The organism is Arthrobacter sp. FW306-05-C (genome assembly GCF_021801725.1).
Classification (GTDB): Bacteria; Actinomycetota; Actinomycetes; order Actinomycetales; family Micrococcaceae; genus Arthrobacter.
This window is the reverse complement of record NZ_CP084556.1, coordinates 2930252-2944092: the sequence shown is the minus strand read 5'-3', so window position 1 is coordinate 2944092 and position 13841 is coordinate 2930252. Positions and strand designations below refer to the sequence as shown.

Genomic DNA, 13841 nt, shown 5'->3' with positions numbered 1-13841 from the left:
GGGCAGTTAGCCCTCGGAGTTGCCAGGCTGCGTGCCCTTGTCGGCGCCGGCCACCACTTCGCCGTTGCGTCGGCGGGTGCGGGTCCGGCTGCGGCGGGCGCGGTTCGGCTTTTCGGCGTCCGCTGCGGGTGCTGCAGCTTCGGCGGCAGGAGCTGCTGCAGAGTCCGGCGTACGACGGCGGCGCTCACCTGAGCGGCCAGCGGAGTCACTGCTGCGGGCACCTTCGCGGTTGCCGCTTCGGCTTTCCCGTCCACGGCCGTCCCGGTCGCGTGAGCGGCCTGCGTCACGGCCGCCGCGGCTGTTCTTCTTGCCGGTTTCGCCCAGGTCCTCAAGCACCTCGGCATCGACGCCGGCCAGGGTGCGCTTGTCGCGCGGCAGGCGGCCCTTGGTGCCCTCGGGGATGTCAAGATCCGTGTACAGGTGCGGCGAGGATGAGTAGGTTTCCACGGGCTCCGGAACGCTCAGGCCCAGGGCCTTGTTGATCAGCGCCCAGCGCGGCATGTCGTCCCAGTCAACGAATGTGACGGCGGTGCCCTTGTTGCCGGCGCGTCCGGTGCGGCCCACCCGGTGCAGGTAGATCTTCTCGTCTTCCACGCACTGGTAGTTGATCACGTGGGTCACGTCGTCAACGTCGATGCCGCGGGCAGCCACGTCCGTGGCCACCAGGACGTCCACCTTGTTGTTGCGGAACGCGCGCAGAGCCTGTTCGCGGGCGCCCTGGCCCAGGTCTCCGTGGATGGCGGCGGCCGCGAAGCCGCGGTCCACCAGTTCCTCGGCCACTTTGGCGGCGGTGCGCTTGGTCTTGGTGAAGATGATGGTCCGTCCGCGGCCGCGGGCCTGCAGGATGCGGGCCACCACCTCGGTCTTGTCCATGCTGTGGGCACGGTAAATGAGCTGGCGGATGTCCCGCTTGGTCAGGCCCTCGTCCTCGGGATCCGCTGCGCGGATATGGGTGGGCTGGGTCATGTAGCGGCGCGCCATGGCAATGACCGGGCCGGGCATGGTAGCCGAGAACAGGAGCGTCTGGCGGACCGCAGGGGTGCCGGCGATGAGGGTCTCAACGTCCGGCAGGAAGCCGAGGTCCAGCATTTCGTCGGCCTCGTCGAGGACCACGAGCTTCACATTCTTCAGGCTCAGGTGCTTCTGCTTGTACAGGTCGATCAGGCGCCCGGGGGTGCCCACCACTACCTCGACACCCTGCTTGAGCGCCTCAACCTGGGGCTCGTAGGCGCGGCCACCATAGATGGTGGTGATCCTGGCGTTGCGTTTGCGGGATGCCGTCTGCAGGTCGCTGGCCACCTGCACGGCGAGCTCACGGGTGGGGACGATCACGAGGGCCTGCGGGGCTCCGGGAACGGCGAGCTTGGCGTACCCGGGGTCGTCCTGGCCGATGACCCGTTGCAGTGCGGGAATACCGAAGCCGAGGGTCTTGCCGGTGCCGGTCTTGGCCTGGCCGATGATGTCATGGCCGGCAAGAGCCACCGGCAGGGTCATGGCCTGGATGGGGAACGGGTGGGTAATCCCGGCGTCCGCCAGGGACTCAACGATGTCCGCGCGCACGTTGTAGTCGGCAAAGGACTTCTCCGCGATCTCGTGGGGCGTCTCGTCGGAGATGATGGTTTCTTCCGGCTCGATAGTTTCCGTGCCGGACTCATCGCTGAGGAGCTGGTGGGTATGCAATTCACTCACAGGGGAGTTTCCTTATTCATTTGGGCAATGGCGCTGCCTGCTCAACGGGCCGGCCAAAGCTGGCCGCTCCGGAGCACGCTCAGGCGCGCAAGCGATTCCAGTGGAAGCCGATCGCGGGCTATCTAAATGCTGGCACTGGTGACCAACGGGTAAATCTCAAGATCGCGTAGGGGCGGGCTTGTTGGTTTCAAATCGAGGAAATCAACGACCGGGCATCCAGTTCTACCCTTCAAGTCTAGCCGCATGGGCGTGGAAACACGGTTTCCTCCCGCCCGGGGCGTTCCGCCGGCCCTTTAGGAGACGAGTTCGAAGTGGATCTCCCGCGTGGTGATGTCTGAGGACACCAGCCGGACCCGGACCTTGGTGCCGGACTCCAGCTCGCCGGCGCAGCGCGCCGTCACTGCGGGTTCGGCAATCTGGATGATCCCGGAGCTGCCGTTGCCGTACTTGCCGTTTTTCCCGTTGCCGTTACTGTTCCCGTTCTGCGGCTTGGACCCGGAGATCACGATCGCGTCGAACTCCTGCCCGATGTGGTTCAGCAGCAGGGCCGCCTCCACGGTATCCAGGGCCAGGCGTTCCATCCGTGACGCCAGTTGGTCCGAGCCTGCCATGATGCCCGGCAGCAGCGGCAGGGCCTCCCGCGCCCAGCCGGGAACATCGCCGCCGTTGCTCAGGGCCTCGCAGATGACCAGCACGAAGCGGTCCACTAACCGGCGCAGCGGCGCGGTGGTGTGGGCATAGGCAGCGCCGATGGCGGACTGGATCCCATCCTCGGGGACGGTCCCGTCGAAGGCGGTGTAGGAGGCTCCGCGGAACAGCATGCCTGCCGAATGCATGATGGCCAGCTGCCGCGGATCGGTGGGGTCCAGGGACCGCAGATACTCGCCATAGCTGACTTCGCCGTCCCATGGCCTGCCCAGCACCTCGGTCTGCAGGCGAAAATGCTTCAGGGACCGTTCGTCCGGGGCCGGCATGGTGCGCAGGATGCCCACCTTGCCCTCCAGCATGAGCTGCGCCGCCGCCATCCCGGTCATCAGCGAAATCTGCGCGTTCCAGTCCTCCACCGGAAGCTGTGGAACAGCGTCAATCCGGTAGCCGCCGTCGGGCAGCTGGACAATCTCCTGCTCAGGCATGTTCAGGCTTGCACCTTCACGCGCCCGTTCCAGTGCCACCCGCTTCAGGCCCACCTCACGGAGCAGCTGGAGCACGGGCGGGGCGGTCCCGGCGTCGAGGGCTGCCTGGGCGCCCCGGTAGCTGAGCTTGTCGCGGCTGCGGACCCGCGCGCGACGGACGCTGACCGTCAGTACGGTTGCTTCGCCGTCGAGCGTGAAATCCCAGACGAAGGCCGAACACTCCTGGCCGGGCAGCAGGCTCCCGGCCCCTTCGCTGATGATCTCCGGGTGAAGCGGGATCCGGCCGTCAGGAGCGTAGAACGTCTGTCCGCGCCGCCGCGTCTCCGCGTCCAGGGGGCCTCCCGGCGCAACGAAGGCTGGAACATCGGCGATCGCGTACATCACGCGGTAGCCATCCCCGTCCAATTCAATGAACACTGCCTGGTCCAGGTCCGTGGTGGACGCCGGGTCGATGGTGACAAACTCGACGGCGGTCAGGTCGTAGGACGGCAGCTGCAGCGCCGCAACGGCAGCCAGGGCGTCTTCCACGGCTTCGGCGGGATAAGGACCCGGAAGCTCAAGCTCCGTCCGCAGCAGGCCCAACGCCTCTTCCAAGGCGTTCTTATGGTCGTGGACGTTGGGAGCCAGCCGATGATGTGACACAAAATTCAGCGTAGCCCCAAGTTCCGCGATTAAGCAGGCTCAGGAACCGGCAGCGTCCAGCGCGTCGAGGAGGGAGGCAGCAGCGGCGGCGGGATCAGGGGCTTCGGTGATGGCCCGGACCACCACGATCCTGCGCGCACCCGCCTCCGCCACATGGCGGACGTTGCCGTGGTCGATGCCGCCGATGGCAAACCAGGGCACCGGGTCCGCAGCCTGCCGTGACGCCTCGGCCGCGTACTTGACCAGTTCGGGACCGACGGCGGCCCTGCCGGGTTTGGTGGGCGTAGCCCAGACGGGGCCCACGCAGAAGTAGTCCAGCCCGGACGGTGCGGCAGTTGCGGCAAGGGCGGCATCCACCTGTTCGGGTGTATGGCTGGAGAGTCCGATGGCGGCGTTGCCGTCGACCAGCGTGCGTGCGGCCGCCAGCGGCAGGTCCTTCTGGCCGATATGGAACACCGGGGCCCCGGAAAGCACAGCGATGTCGGCGCGGTCGTTGACCGCCCACAGCTTGCCGTGCCGCACCGCCACTTCCTTCAGCACAGCCAAAAGGTCCAGTTCCTCGGCTGCCTCGATGGTCTTGTCGCGCAGCTGAATGATGTCCACGCCGCCGGCAAATGCCGCGTCCACGAACTCCGCAAAATCGCCGCGGTCCCGCCGTGCATCGGTGCAGAGATACAGGCGGGCAGCCTTGAGGGCCTCGCTGTCGCGGGCGTTGACAACCTCGGCATTGGCAACTCCGCCGGCCGGAGCGTGGGAACCTGCGGGAAGGGAAGGGGTGGTCGCATTCATGCCTGCAAGCCTAATTCCTCTAAACTGGGGAGGTACTGCGGGAGCCCGCGGCAGCTGTCACAAAGCGCCGGGCTGAGAGGGCGTCAGAGCCGACCGCTTGACCTGATCCGGTTAATGCCGGCGTAGGGAAGGAACCCAGATGCGTACCCCCGGCACCACCCAGCCCTCGTCCGTTGATGCGTCCATTCCCTCCACCCTTCGTGCCGACGTCGCCGTCATTGGCGGGGGAGTGGTGGGACACGGTATCGCCTGGGAAGTGCAGCGTTCCGGACGCTCCGTCGTCCTCATTGACGACGCGCCAGGTTCCGGCGCGAGCTGGGCTGCCGCCGGCATGCTGGCCCCCGTGAGCGAACTGCACTACCAGGAGGAGGACCTCCTGGAACTCATGCTGGAGGCATCGTCACGGTGGCCGGCATTCGCGGCCGCCGTCGCCGATGCATCGGGCACGGATTCCGGATACCTCACGACGCCGACACTCGCCGTGGGTGCCGACGCCGCCGACCGCCGCGCCCTGATGGACCTGCGCACAGTTCAACAGGCGAGCGGGCTGTCCGTGGAACCCTTGACCGTCCGGGAGGCCCGCAAACGCGAACCCCTCCTCAGCCCCGCCATCGCCTGCGCCCTCGATACCCCGGGGGACCACCAGGTGGATCCCCGCCGGCTGGTGGCGGCCCTGCGGCTGGCACTGGCCGGCGGCGTCCGCGAAACGCACCACCTGGCCGTGGCAGGGGCAGTGGACGGTTACGCAGTGCCGGAGCGGGCAAGCGGGCTGTTGTGGGAGGACGGCATCGTTACGGGGGTTCGGCTCGCCGGTGGCGGCACCGTCCTGGCAGCGGAAACCGTGGTGGCCAACGGGCTGCAGGCGGGGGCGCTCGCGGACCTCCCCCATGGCCTCGAGCTGCCCCTGCGTCCCGTCCACGGGGACATCCTCCGGCTTGCGGTGCCCGGCCACCTCCAGCCCCTGGTGACCGCAACGGTGCGGGGACTGGTGCACGGAGTTCCGGTGTACATCGTTCCGCGCCGGGACGGGACCGTGGTGATCGGAGCCACCCAGCGCGAGGACGCCCTGTCCGACGCCGTCAGTGCCGGCGGCGTCTACCAGCTGCTGCGCGATGCCCAGGCGCTGGTGCCCGCGGTCGCCGAGCTCGAACTTCTGGAGTGCACCGCCCGGGCCCGCCCGGGAACCCCGGACAATGCGCCGCTGCTGGGAAGGGTGCCGGTGGACCTGGCCTTAAGAAGCGAAGGGTCCGCAACGGAAGCCGGTTACGTTCCGGGGCTCATCATCGCCACCGGTTTTTTCCGGCACGGCGTCCTGCTCACACCCGCTGCAGCAGCGATCTGCACGGATCTGCTCGACGGAAAAGCCGACCCCCGCTGGGTCCCCTTCCGCCCGGGCCGGTTCTCCGGCCTGGGAACGGCCACCCACGGCCTCCACGACAATGGCACCCACACCAAGGAAACAGCGTGAACATCACCCTCAACGGAAACCCGCACACGGTGGCCGACGGCGCCTCCATCACCACACTCGTCAGCCAGGTCACCGGACGCCCGCTGGCTGACAACGGGCAGGCGACGGACGGCGGGAAGCTGGGCGTCGCCGTCGCCCATAACGCCCAGGTGGTGCCGCGCAGCCAATGGTTCGCCACGGCGCTCGCCGAGGGCGACGACATCGAACTCGTTACAGCAGTACAGGGAGGCTGACGCCATGACCGAAACCAGCACCATCAACCCCGCCGGAAACCCCGGTGCCGGCGACGCCCTGGTGATTGACGGCGTCGCCCTGGAATCCCGCCTCATTATGGGCACCGGCGGGGCGCCCAGCCTGGATGGCCTGGGCGCAGCACTCCTGGCCTCCGGCACCGCCCTGACCACCGTGGCCATGCGGCGCTACTCACCCGCCGAAACCGGCTCGCTGTTCCAGCTGCTGGTGGACCACGGGATCCGGGTGCTGCCCAACACCGCCGGCTGCTTCACCGCCAGGGATGCTGTGCTCACAGCGGAACTCGCGCGGGAAGCCCTGGAAACGGACTGGGTGAAGCTCGAGGTCATCGCCGACGAGCAGACCCTCCTGCCGGACGCCGTGGAGCTCGTGGAAGCCACGGAGCAGCTGGTGAACCGAGGCTTCAAGGTGTTCGCCTACACCAACGATGACCCCGTACTTGCGCTGCGGCTCGAAAACCTCGGCGCCGCCGCCGTGATGCCCCTGGGCGCCCCTATCGGCACCGGCCTGGGGATCCTGAACCCGCACAACATCGAGCTCATCGTTTCGCGTGCGTCGGTTCCGGTGGTCCTGGATGCAGGCATCGGTACGGCGTCGGACGCCGCCCTTGCCATGGAGCTGGGCTGTGACGCCGTACTGCTGGCCACTGCCGTGACGCGGGCGCAGAACCCCGCCCTTATGGGCGAGGCGTTCAAACACGCCGTGATCGCCGGCAGGATGGCCCGGGCGGCCGGGCGCATCCCCCGCAGGGAGCATGCCCTCGCCTCGTCGGCAATGGAGGGCCGGGCGGAGTTCCTCTGACCGCGGACCTTAAACAGCTGTGGCCACCACCCGGATGGGTGGTGGCCACAGGCCGTTTACGGATGCCTTAGCGCCGCAGGATGGCGGTCAGCCGCTCCATGTCGTGGCGGGTGCGGGTGCGGCCCAAATAGACCACAGCACCGATGGCGGCAGCAATGCCAAGGACCATGGGCAGGACCCAGGGGAGCCAGGTCAAGCCGGGCAGATAGCCGAAGCCGGCCGCCATGAGGATGATCCATGCCAGCGCCGCGACAGCCACGGCGATCCCCGCCGGCAGCACGGCGCCGTACTTGGCATGGCGCTTGTCATTGGCCCAGACAATGACACCGCCGGCGGCTGCAACCAGCACCACGATGGTCAACGAAAGCATGGATGCTCCCTTTCAGGCGCAGGCTAGAACTGGCCGAAGCCCACGCGGCGGACCTCTTCTGCCCCGATTTCCACGTACGCCAGGGCATTCCCCGGAACGATGATCAGGCGTCCCTTGTCATCCTTGAGGCGCAGCTCATTGCCTTCGCTGATGGCCTCGCCGACAACCTTGGCCACCGTCTCGGCATCCTGGGTCGATTCCAGTACGATTTCGCGGCCAACGTTCTGAACGCCGATCTTAATTTCCAAGGGGGCCTCCCAGCCTGTGAAGTTCTCGTACTTCTCTACGAGGTGTTGTCTTATTTGTAGTCTAGGACTCTTTGGGGAAGCGAGAGATTCCGCGCCAAGCTAAACGGTAGATGAGGTCGCTGGCCACATCGAGGTCCAGGTTGCCGTCGGTTTCCAGCCAGTACCGGGCGCTGACCTGCGCCATTCCGGCCAGACCGCGGCCCAGCAGTTCCGCCTCGAGATGGGGGAGTTTGGTGTCTTCCGCGATGACCCGTGCAATGGCATCGGCGAAGGTGCGGTTGAAGGTTTCCAGCCGGGAGCTGACGTCGGGGTCGTTGATCAGGTCCGATTCGAAGACCAGCCGGTGGGCCTGGTCGTCGCTGGCGATGAAGTGGAAGTACGCACGCATGACGGCCTGGACGCGTTCGTCATTGTCCGTGGTGGAGTTCAGTGCCCCCAGCATCAGTTCGGTCAGGGACGCCAGGTGGCTTTCCAGCAGGGCGAGGTACAGGTCGCGCTTGGAAGGGAAGTGCTGGTACAGCACCGGTTTGCTCACATGGGCGGTTTCCGCGATCTCGTCCATGGCAGCGCCGTGGTAACCGTTGGCAACGAACACTTCCTGGGCCGCAGCAAGGAGCTGGGCACGGCGCTCATCCCGGGGCAGCCGGGCGGACCGTTGGCCTGCGGGGCGGGAGGGAGTTTGCGGTTCGGCTGCGGGCGGGCGGTCGGCCCGTGCTTCAGGGACCACAGTTATCCTTCTTTCCATTGCAGTTACCTTCACTTTACTGCGGGGTAATATGACCTGGCGGTATCCCGGGGCATACATTGAAGTATGGCTTCGTCTTTCACCGCAAATGTTTCAACTATTTCCCTCGATCCACTGGTGGAACCGGCTGCGGACCTGACTCCTGACGAGGTGGAACGGTATTCCCGGCACCTGATCATTCCCGAGATTGGTGCCCTGGGGCAGCGGAGGCTCAAGAACGCCAAGGTGCTGGTGATCGGCGCCGGCGGCCTGGGCGCCCCGGCACTGCTGTACCTTGCCGCAGCGGGTGTGGGCACCATTGGAATCATTGACGACGACGTGGTGGACCTGAGCAACCTGCAGCGCCAGGTGATCCATGGTGTGAGCGACGTCGGACGGCCCAAAATCGAATCGGCGCGGGATACCATTGCGGAGCTGAACCCGCTGGTGGACGTCCGGCTGCACAACGTGCGCCTGGACTCGTCCAACGCCCTAGGGCTGTTCAGCGGCTACGACCTCATCCTCGACGGTGCCGACAACTTCGCCACGCGCTACCTGGTCAATGACGCCGCCGCCATCCTGGGCAAGCCCTACGTGTGGGGTTCCATCTTCCGATTCGACGGCCAGGTCAGCGTCTTCTGGGAAAAGCACGGCCCCACGTACCGCGACCTGTATCCGGAGGCGCCGCCGGCGGGCTCCGTCCCTTCCTGCGGTGAGGGAGGTGTGTTCGGCATGCTGTGCGCTGCCGTGGGATCGCTGATGGTGACCGAAGCCGTAAAGCTGATTACCGGCGTCGGACGTTCCCTGCTTGGACGCGTGGCACTGTTCGACGCCTTGGGCGGCAGCTGGCGCGAGATCCGCGTGGCCAAGGACCCCGCCGCGGAACCCATCACCGAACTTACGGACTACGAGGCGTTCTGCGGCATTGCCCCGGCAGCGCAGGCCGATATCGAACACACCGTCACTGCCACCCAGTTGGCCACCATGCTGGCGTCCCGGAAGGCCGGGCTCAAGGACTTCGAGCTGGTGGACGTCCGGGAATCGGGAGAGTACGACATTGTCCGGATCGATGGGGCCAGGCTCATCCCGCAGGGACGCATCCTGGCCGGTGAGGCCTGGGACGAACTTCCGCAGGACCGAGACATCGTGTTCCACTGCAAGGCCGGGACCCGGTCCGCCAACGTGCTGGCGGCGGCACGGCAGGCCGGCTACCAGCGGGTCAGCCATCTCGACGGCGGGATCCTGGCCTGGGTGCGCGACGTGGAACCCGAAAAGCCCGTCTACTGACCGGCATGCTCTATCAGATATGGCTCCCAAACCGGTGGTTTGGGAGCCATATCTGATAGAGCAACTTGGGTCTTGAAGGGACCTCAGGCGGTTTCGCGGCCCTTGTGGTCCACCGGGCACTCGGCCTGGGCCAGTGCAGCGGAAGCGGTGGGGGAGGCGGCGGGCTGTTCGACCGTGATGCCGTACAGCGCCTCCAGCGCAGCCACGTAGTCGTCCTGCTGGCCGTTGGCGGCGAGTTCGCGGGCGCGAACCGTGGGAACGTGCAGCAACTGCTTGACCATGCGGCGGAGGGCGAACTCCACTTCTTCGGCGGCGGCGGTGCAGCCGTGCCGGGCCCGGACCTTTTCCATCTCCGCGTCCAGCACGTTCATCGTGTGGCGCCGAAGGGCAACGATGGCCGAGTCGACAGAGCGGGCCTCGCGTTCCTGCTCAAAGGCCTTGGCCGCACCTTTCACGATGCCGCTGGCCTGGGCGAGTGATTCTGCCTGTTCCTGCGGTGCCGCGAGCCGCACCGACTCAAGGGTGAGCAGTTCAACGCCCTCCAGCTCGCCGACGGCGGGGTCGAAGTCATGGGTGAGGGCCAGGTCGATGGCGATCAGGGGCTGCGCGGAGTCGGCGCGTACCTGGGACAGTTCATCAGCCTCAACGCGGGTGTCCGAGCCGCTGCAGCCGATCATGACGTCGGCAGCAGCCACGGCGGGACGCAGGGAGTCCGCGTCCAGGGCCACGCCGCCGCGCGAGGCCACGAACCCTTCGGCCCGGCCGGATGAGGAGAAGACGGAAATGTCCGTGCAGCCGCGCTCGCGCAGCAGTGCCATGGTGGCGCCGGCGTAGGCGCCGGTCCCGAAGAGCACCACCTTCTTGGTGGACCAGTCGGGGTTTTCGGAAAGATCGGTGGCCAGGTCCAGCGCCACGGAGACGATGGAAAGCCCGCGGGAACCAAGGGCGGTCTGCGCGCCCACGTCCTTGGCGGTCTTCGAGGCCGCCTGGAACAGCCGGACCAGGCCGGCGCTGGCGGTGCCGTCGTGCTGGGCGTTGATCAGCGCCCGCCGCACCTGGCCGGCGATTTCACGTTCACCCACGACGGCGGAGTCCAGTCCCGCGCTGACGGCGAACAGGTGCTGGGTGACTTCCGGTCCGGTACGGGTGCTGAAGGACCGCGAAACGAGGGGTTCGGCCAGGCCGCTGGCCTCGCTGATCCGGGATACGAGGGCCGCCCGGGCCGCTTCGACGTCGTTGGGGTTGGGGGCTTCGCCGTAGATTTCGTAGCGGTTGCAGGTGGCAAGGACCACCGCCCCGGCCACGGCAGGGGATTCGGTCAGCGCGGATGCGGCAATCCCGGAGGAACCGTTGCTCAACTGAGCAACGGTTTCGAGATCGATGTCGGCGTGTGTAGCCACCAATGAGAAAAGAACCACAGCAGACCAATCATAGCTTTTTCGTTGTCCGGTAGAACAACCTCCGGAAAGGATAGTCGCCACACTCTGCAGTGATTCGCGCCACCTTGCCGAAGCGGGCCCGGACAGCGACAGGTTGTCGTTATCTTTTGCTGCTCTTTTTGGGCACAATCAAAAGCATGACTCCTAGCCCCGCCGTCTCAGCTGCCGGCGCCCTCGCCGCAGACCATCCATTGATGGACGGCCGCACCGCCGACTCCCCGCTGATCACGGCGTACCGCGGGGGCAAGCCGTCCCGCCGTCCCGTGTGGTTCATGCGCCAGGCTGGCCGGTCGCTGCCGGAATACCTGAAGGTACGCGAGGGCATCGCGATGCTGGACTCCTGCCTCCGCCCTGAACTGGCGTCCGAGATCACGCTCCAGCCCGTGCGCCGCCATGACGTGGATGCCGGTATCTTCTTCTCCGACATCGTGATCCCGCTGAAGCTGGCCGGCGTCGGAGTGGACATCGTTCCCGGGGTGGGGCCCGTCCTGGAGAAGCCCGTGCGCACAGCGGCCGACGTTGCCGCCCTGCCGCAGCTCACCTGGGAAGCGCTGGAGCCTATCCGCGAAGCCGTTCGGCTCACGGTGGCGGAACTGGGCAAGACGCCCCTCATCGGCTTTGCCGGTGCACCGTTTACCCTTGCTGCCTACATGGTGGAGGGAAAGCCGTCCCGCGACCACCTTGGCCCCCGGACCATGATGCATGCGGATCCCGAGACCTGGGCCGCCCTCGCCAACTGGGCTGCTGACGCCTCCGGCATGTTCCTCCAGGCCCAGCTCGAGGCAGGTGCCTCGGCCGCCCAGCTCTTCGACTCCTGGGCGGGTTCGCTGGGACTGGCCGACTACACGAAATATGTTGCGCCGGCGTCGGCCCGTGCCCTGGACCATGTCCGCCACCTCGGCGCCCCGCTGATCCACTTCGGCACCGGCACCTCCGAGCTCCTCGTTGCAATGCGCGATGTCGGTGTGGACGTCGTGGGCGTTGACTACCGGCTGCCGCTCGATGAGGCAAACCGCCGCCTGGGCGGAACCGTCCCGCTGCAGGGAAACATCGACCCCGCGCTGCTGTCGGCCCCCTGGGAAATCCTCGAGGCCCACGTCCGCGAGGTCATAGCCGCGGGATCGGCAGCTCCTGGCCACGTCCTGAACCTCGGCCACGGGGTTCCCCCGGAAACGGACCCCGACGTCCTGACCCGGGTCGTGAAACTCATCCACTCCATCTCGCCGGAGTAAACCCATGGGCAGCTCTCCGGCGGCGCCCGGCCCGGCACTGGTGGTGGGCGGCGGAATCTCCGGGCTCCTGTCGGCCCGGGAACTTGCCGCGGCCGGTTATGAGGTGACCGTCCTTGAAGCGGGGACGGCGTGGGGCGGCTGCGTGGGCAGCCACACGGTTGCCGGGCTCACGCTGGACAGCGGCGCCGAGTCGTTCGCCACAAGGTCCGACGCCGTTGCCCGGCTCTGTGTAGAGCTCGGCCTGGGCGAAAAGATCGTTCCTCCAAGGCCAGGCGGTGCGTGGGTGCAGCTTCCGGACGGGCCCCGCGAACTGCCCAGGACAGGAGTCCTGGGCATCCCGGCGAACCCCTGGGATCCTGAGGTTCGCCGCACCCTGGGCATGCTTGGCTCGTTGCGCGCCTCCCTGGACCGCTTCCTGCCTGCCTCCGTAGGCGCCGGTGCGGGTGTTACCAGCGTGGCCGCCCTGGTCCGGGCCCGGATGGGCTCGCGGGTGCTGGAGCGGCTCGTCTCGCCGGTGGTGGGCGGCGTGCACTCGGCCGACCCCGGGCTGCTCGACGTCGACATGGTGGCTCCGGGCCTGCGTGCAGGCCTGCGGAAACACGGTTCGCTCGCTGCCGCGGTGTTGGCGCAACGCCGCCGCGCCGGTGCTCCGGCCGCCCAGCAGGCACAGCAAGGACAGTCACCGCAGCCTGGTAAGCCGGCCAAGGCAGGTTCCGCCGTGGCCGGCCTCGAAGGCGGCATGCACACCCTGGTGGATGCCCTGGTATCGGATCTCCAGCGCCTGGGCGTGACGCTGCTGCCGGGCACTGCCGCCACGGCTGTCGCCCGCACCCGGGACGGCTGGCGCGTCGAAGCGCCCGGAACTTCCTATAGCGCCGCCTTGCTGGTCATGGCCGTGGACGGACCCGCCGCCGTCGAACTCCTGGAAGGTGCGGTTCCTGCCATCGCAGGGAAAAAGCCCGCCTCCGGGCCGGACGTCAAGCTCGTGACGCTGGTCCTGGATAAACCGGACCTGGACGCAAGGCCGCGTGGAACCGGAATCCTGGTGGCCCCGCAAACGCCTGGGGTCCAGGCTAAGGCCCTGACGCATGCCACCGGCAAATGGGACTGGCTCGCTGCTGCCGCCGGTCCGGGGAGGCACGTGGTGCGCCTCTCCTACGGCCGGATGGACGGCGAACCTGCCCCGGCAGCGGCATCGCCATCCGAAACAACGGTGCAGCCGGGCGGCCCCGAAACTGATGATGAGCTTTTTGCGGCTGCCCTCCGTGACGCCTCCGGGCTCCTCACTGTCCGGATCGCGGAGGAGGACGTGCAGGGCTGGGACGTGGTCCGCTGGCGCGGAGCCCTGCCGTTCGCGGCCGTGGGCCACCGCGCGCGGGCAGCGGAAATCCGCAAGGCCTGCACGGCTGCCGGCGGGCTGGCCGTCGTTGGCGGCTGGGTGGCCGGGAACGGACTGGCTGCCGTGGTCGCCGACACACGTGAGCAAATTGGCCAACTGGCCGCCGCCTGAGCATCGCTGCTGGTCAACCGGCCACCCCGGGATTCTGGAGCTGTCCAGCGCACACCCCGGTGGGCCTTCCGGTTTTCAAACGGCCCACCATTCTGGTTAGGGTCGATGACTATGGTTTCAAACAGGTCCGAGCTTTCACTGTCCCGGACCGGTATCCATGGGGGACTTCGACGCGGCACCGCAGCAGCGGCCGTCGGAGCGGTACTGGTTCTTTCCGCCGGCGTCCAGGCAGCATTGGCTGACGATGCAGTTTCCAC

General features: G+C 67.4%; 13 protein-coding genes and 1 riboswitch. Of the genes, 6 read left to right on the top strand and 7 right to left on the bottom strand.

Annotated elements, in window-relative coordinates:
• Positions 1 to 6 precede the first annotated feature (6 nt).
• From LFT44_RS13590 to thiE, 3 genes are all read right to left on the bottom strand, one after another.
• Positions 7 to 1689, bottom strand: a complete 1683-nt coding sequence (locus LFT44_RS13590; protein WP_236798973.1) for a DEAD/DEAH box helicase — start codon at positions 1687 to 1689, stop codon at positions 7 to 9.
• A 293-nt stretch (positions 1690 to 1982) separates the two neighbouring features.
• Entirely contained in the window at positions 1983 to 3464 is a 1482-nt protein-coding gene (locus tag LFT44_RS13585) for an RNB domain-containing ribonuclease (RefSeq protein ID WP_236798972.1), read from the bottom strand.
• A 39-nt stretch (positions 3465 to 3503) separates the two neighbouring features.
• Positions 3504 to 4253 carry a thiamine phosphate synthase gene (gene thiE / locus LFT44_RS13580; protein WP_236798971.1) on the bottom strand — a complete coding sequence of 250 codons (750 nt, stop codon included), beginning with the start codon at positions 4251 to 4253 and terminating at the stop codon, positions 3504 to 3506.
• A 27-nt stretch (positions 4254 to 4280) separates the two neighbouring features.
• A riboswitch (TPP riboswitch) is annotated at positions 4281 to 4399 on the top strand.
• Here thiE and thiO point away from each other — a divergent pair.
• The 3 genes from thiO (at position 4393) to LFT44_RS13565 (ending at position 6774) form a co-directional block, all read left to right on the top strand.
• On the top strand, positions 4393 to 5721 hold the full coding sequence (thiO, locus tag LFT44_RS13575; RefSeq protein ID WP_236798970.1) for a glycine oxidase ThiO: 1329 nt from the start codon (positions 4393 to 4395) through the stop codon (positions 5719 to 5721). It overlaps the preceding riboswitch by 7 nt.
• Positions 5718 to 5954, top strand: coding sequence for a sulfur carrier protein ThiS (gene thiS / locus LFT44_RS13570; protein ID WP_236798969.1), 237 nt, complete (start codon positions 5718 to 5720; stop codon positions 5952 to 5954). Before thiO ends, thiS begins: the two co-directional genes overlap by 4 nt.
• A gap of 4 nt (positions 5955 to 5958) precedes the next feature.
• Positions 5959 to 6774 (top strand): thiazole synthase, encoded by an 816-nt coding sequence (locus LFT44_RS13565; RefSeq protein WP_272910799.1) that lies wholly within the window; start codon positions 5959 to 5961, stop codon positions 6772 to 6774.
• Positions 6775 to 6841: 67 nt separating this feature from the next.
• On the opposite strand, the gene LFT44_RS13560 is transcribed toward LFT44_RS13565, so the two are convergent.
• From LFT44_RS13560 to LFT44_RS13550, 3 genes are all read right to left on the bottom strand, one after another.
• Positions 6842 to 7144 carry a hypothetical protein gene (locus LFT44_RS13560; RefSeq protein WP_236798968.1) on the bottom strand — a complete coding sequence of 101 codons (303 nt, stop codon included), beginning with the start codon at positions 7142 to 7144 and terminating at the stop codon, positions 6842 to 6844.
• A 23-nt stretch (positions 7145 to 7167) separates the two neighbouring features.
• Positions 7168 to 7392 (bottom strand): DUF3107 domain-containing protein, encoded by a 225-nt coding sequence (locus tag LFT44_RS13555; protein WP_142133232.1) that lies wholly within the window; start codon positions 7390 to 7392, stop codon positions 7168 to 7170.
• 61 nt (positions 7393 to 7453) lie between these two features.
• Positions 7454 to 8119 (bottom strand): TetR/AcrR family transcriptional regulator, encoded by a 666-nt coding sequence (locus tag LFT44_RS13550; protein ID WP_236798967.1) that lies wholly within the window; start codon positions 8117 to 8119, stop codon positions 7454 to 7456.
• An 84-nt stretch (positions 8120 to 8203) separates the two neighbouring features.
• Here LFT44_RS13550 and moeB point away from each other — a divergent pair, with 84 nt between their 5' ends.
• Entirely contained in the window at positions 8204 to 9403 is a 1200-nt protein-coding gene (gene moeB, locus LFT44_RS13545) for a molybdopterin-synthase adenylyltransferase MoeB (RefSeq protein WP_236798966.1), read from the top strand.
• 83 nt (positions 9404 to 9486) lie between these two features.
• Here the strand turns inward: moeB and LFT44_RS13540 are convergent, their stop codons facing one another.
• Positions 9487 to 10821 carry a glutamyl-tRNA reductase gene (locus LFT44_RS13540; protein WP_236798965.1) on the bottom strand — a complete coding sequence of 445 codons (1335 nt, stop codon included), beginning with the start codon at positions 10819 to 10821 and terminating at the stop codon, positions 9487 to 9489.
• 158 nt (positions 10822 to 10979) lie between these two features.
• Between LFT44_RS13540 and hemE the strand changes: the two genes are divergently transcribed.
• A complete protein-coding gene (hemE, locus tag LFT44_RS13535) occupies positions 10980 to 12074 on the top strand; it encodes a uroporphyrinogen decarboxylase (RefSeq protein WP_142133236.1) in 1095 nt (364 codons plus the stop codon).
• Between the two features lie 4 nt (positions 12075 to 12078).
• Positions 12079 to 13584 (top strand): protoporphyrinogen oxidase, encoded by a 1506-nt coding sequence (gene hemG / locus LFT44_RS13530; protein ID WP_236798964.1) that lies wholly within the window; start codon positions 12079 to 12081, stop codon positions 13582 to 13584.
• Positions 13585 to 13841: the final 257 nt, after the last annotated feature.

What these genes read in the sequence shown, in the direction of transcription:
- LFT44_RS13560 (WP_236798968.1), bottom strand. Translation starts at nt 7,144, where the DNA reads ATGCTTTCGTTGACCATCGTGGTGCTGGTTGCAGCCGCCGGCGGTGTC.
- thiO (WP_236798970.1), top strand. Translation starts at nt 4,393, where the DNA reads ATGCGTACCCCCGGCACCACCCAGCCCTCGTCCGTTGATGCGTCCATT.
- hemG (WP_236798964.1), top strand. Translation starts at nt 12,079, where the DNA reads ATGGGCAGCTCTCCGGCGGCGCCCGGCCCGGCACTGGTGGTGGGCGGC.
- hemE (WP_142133236.1), top strand. Translation starts at nt 10,980, where the DNA reads ATGACTCCTAGCCCCGCCGTCTCAGCTGCCGGCGCCCTCGCCGCAGAC.
- LFT44_RS13565 (WP_272910799.1), top strand. Translation starts at nt 5,959, where the DNA reads ATGACCGAAACCAGCACCATCAACCCCGCCGGAAACCCCGGTGCCGGC.
- thiE (WP_236798971.1), bottom strand. Translation starts at nt 4,253, where the DNA reads ATGAATGCGACCACCCCTTCCCTTCCCGCAGGTTCCCACGCTCCGGCC.
- moeB (WP_236798966.1), top strand. Translation starts at nt 8,204, where the DNA reads ATGGCTTCGTCTTTCACCGCAAATGTTTCAACTATTTCCCTCGATCCA.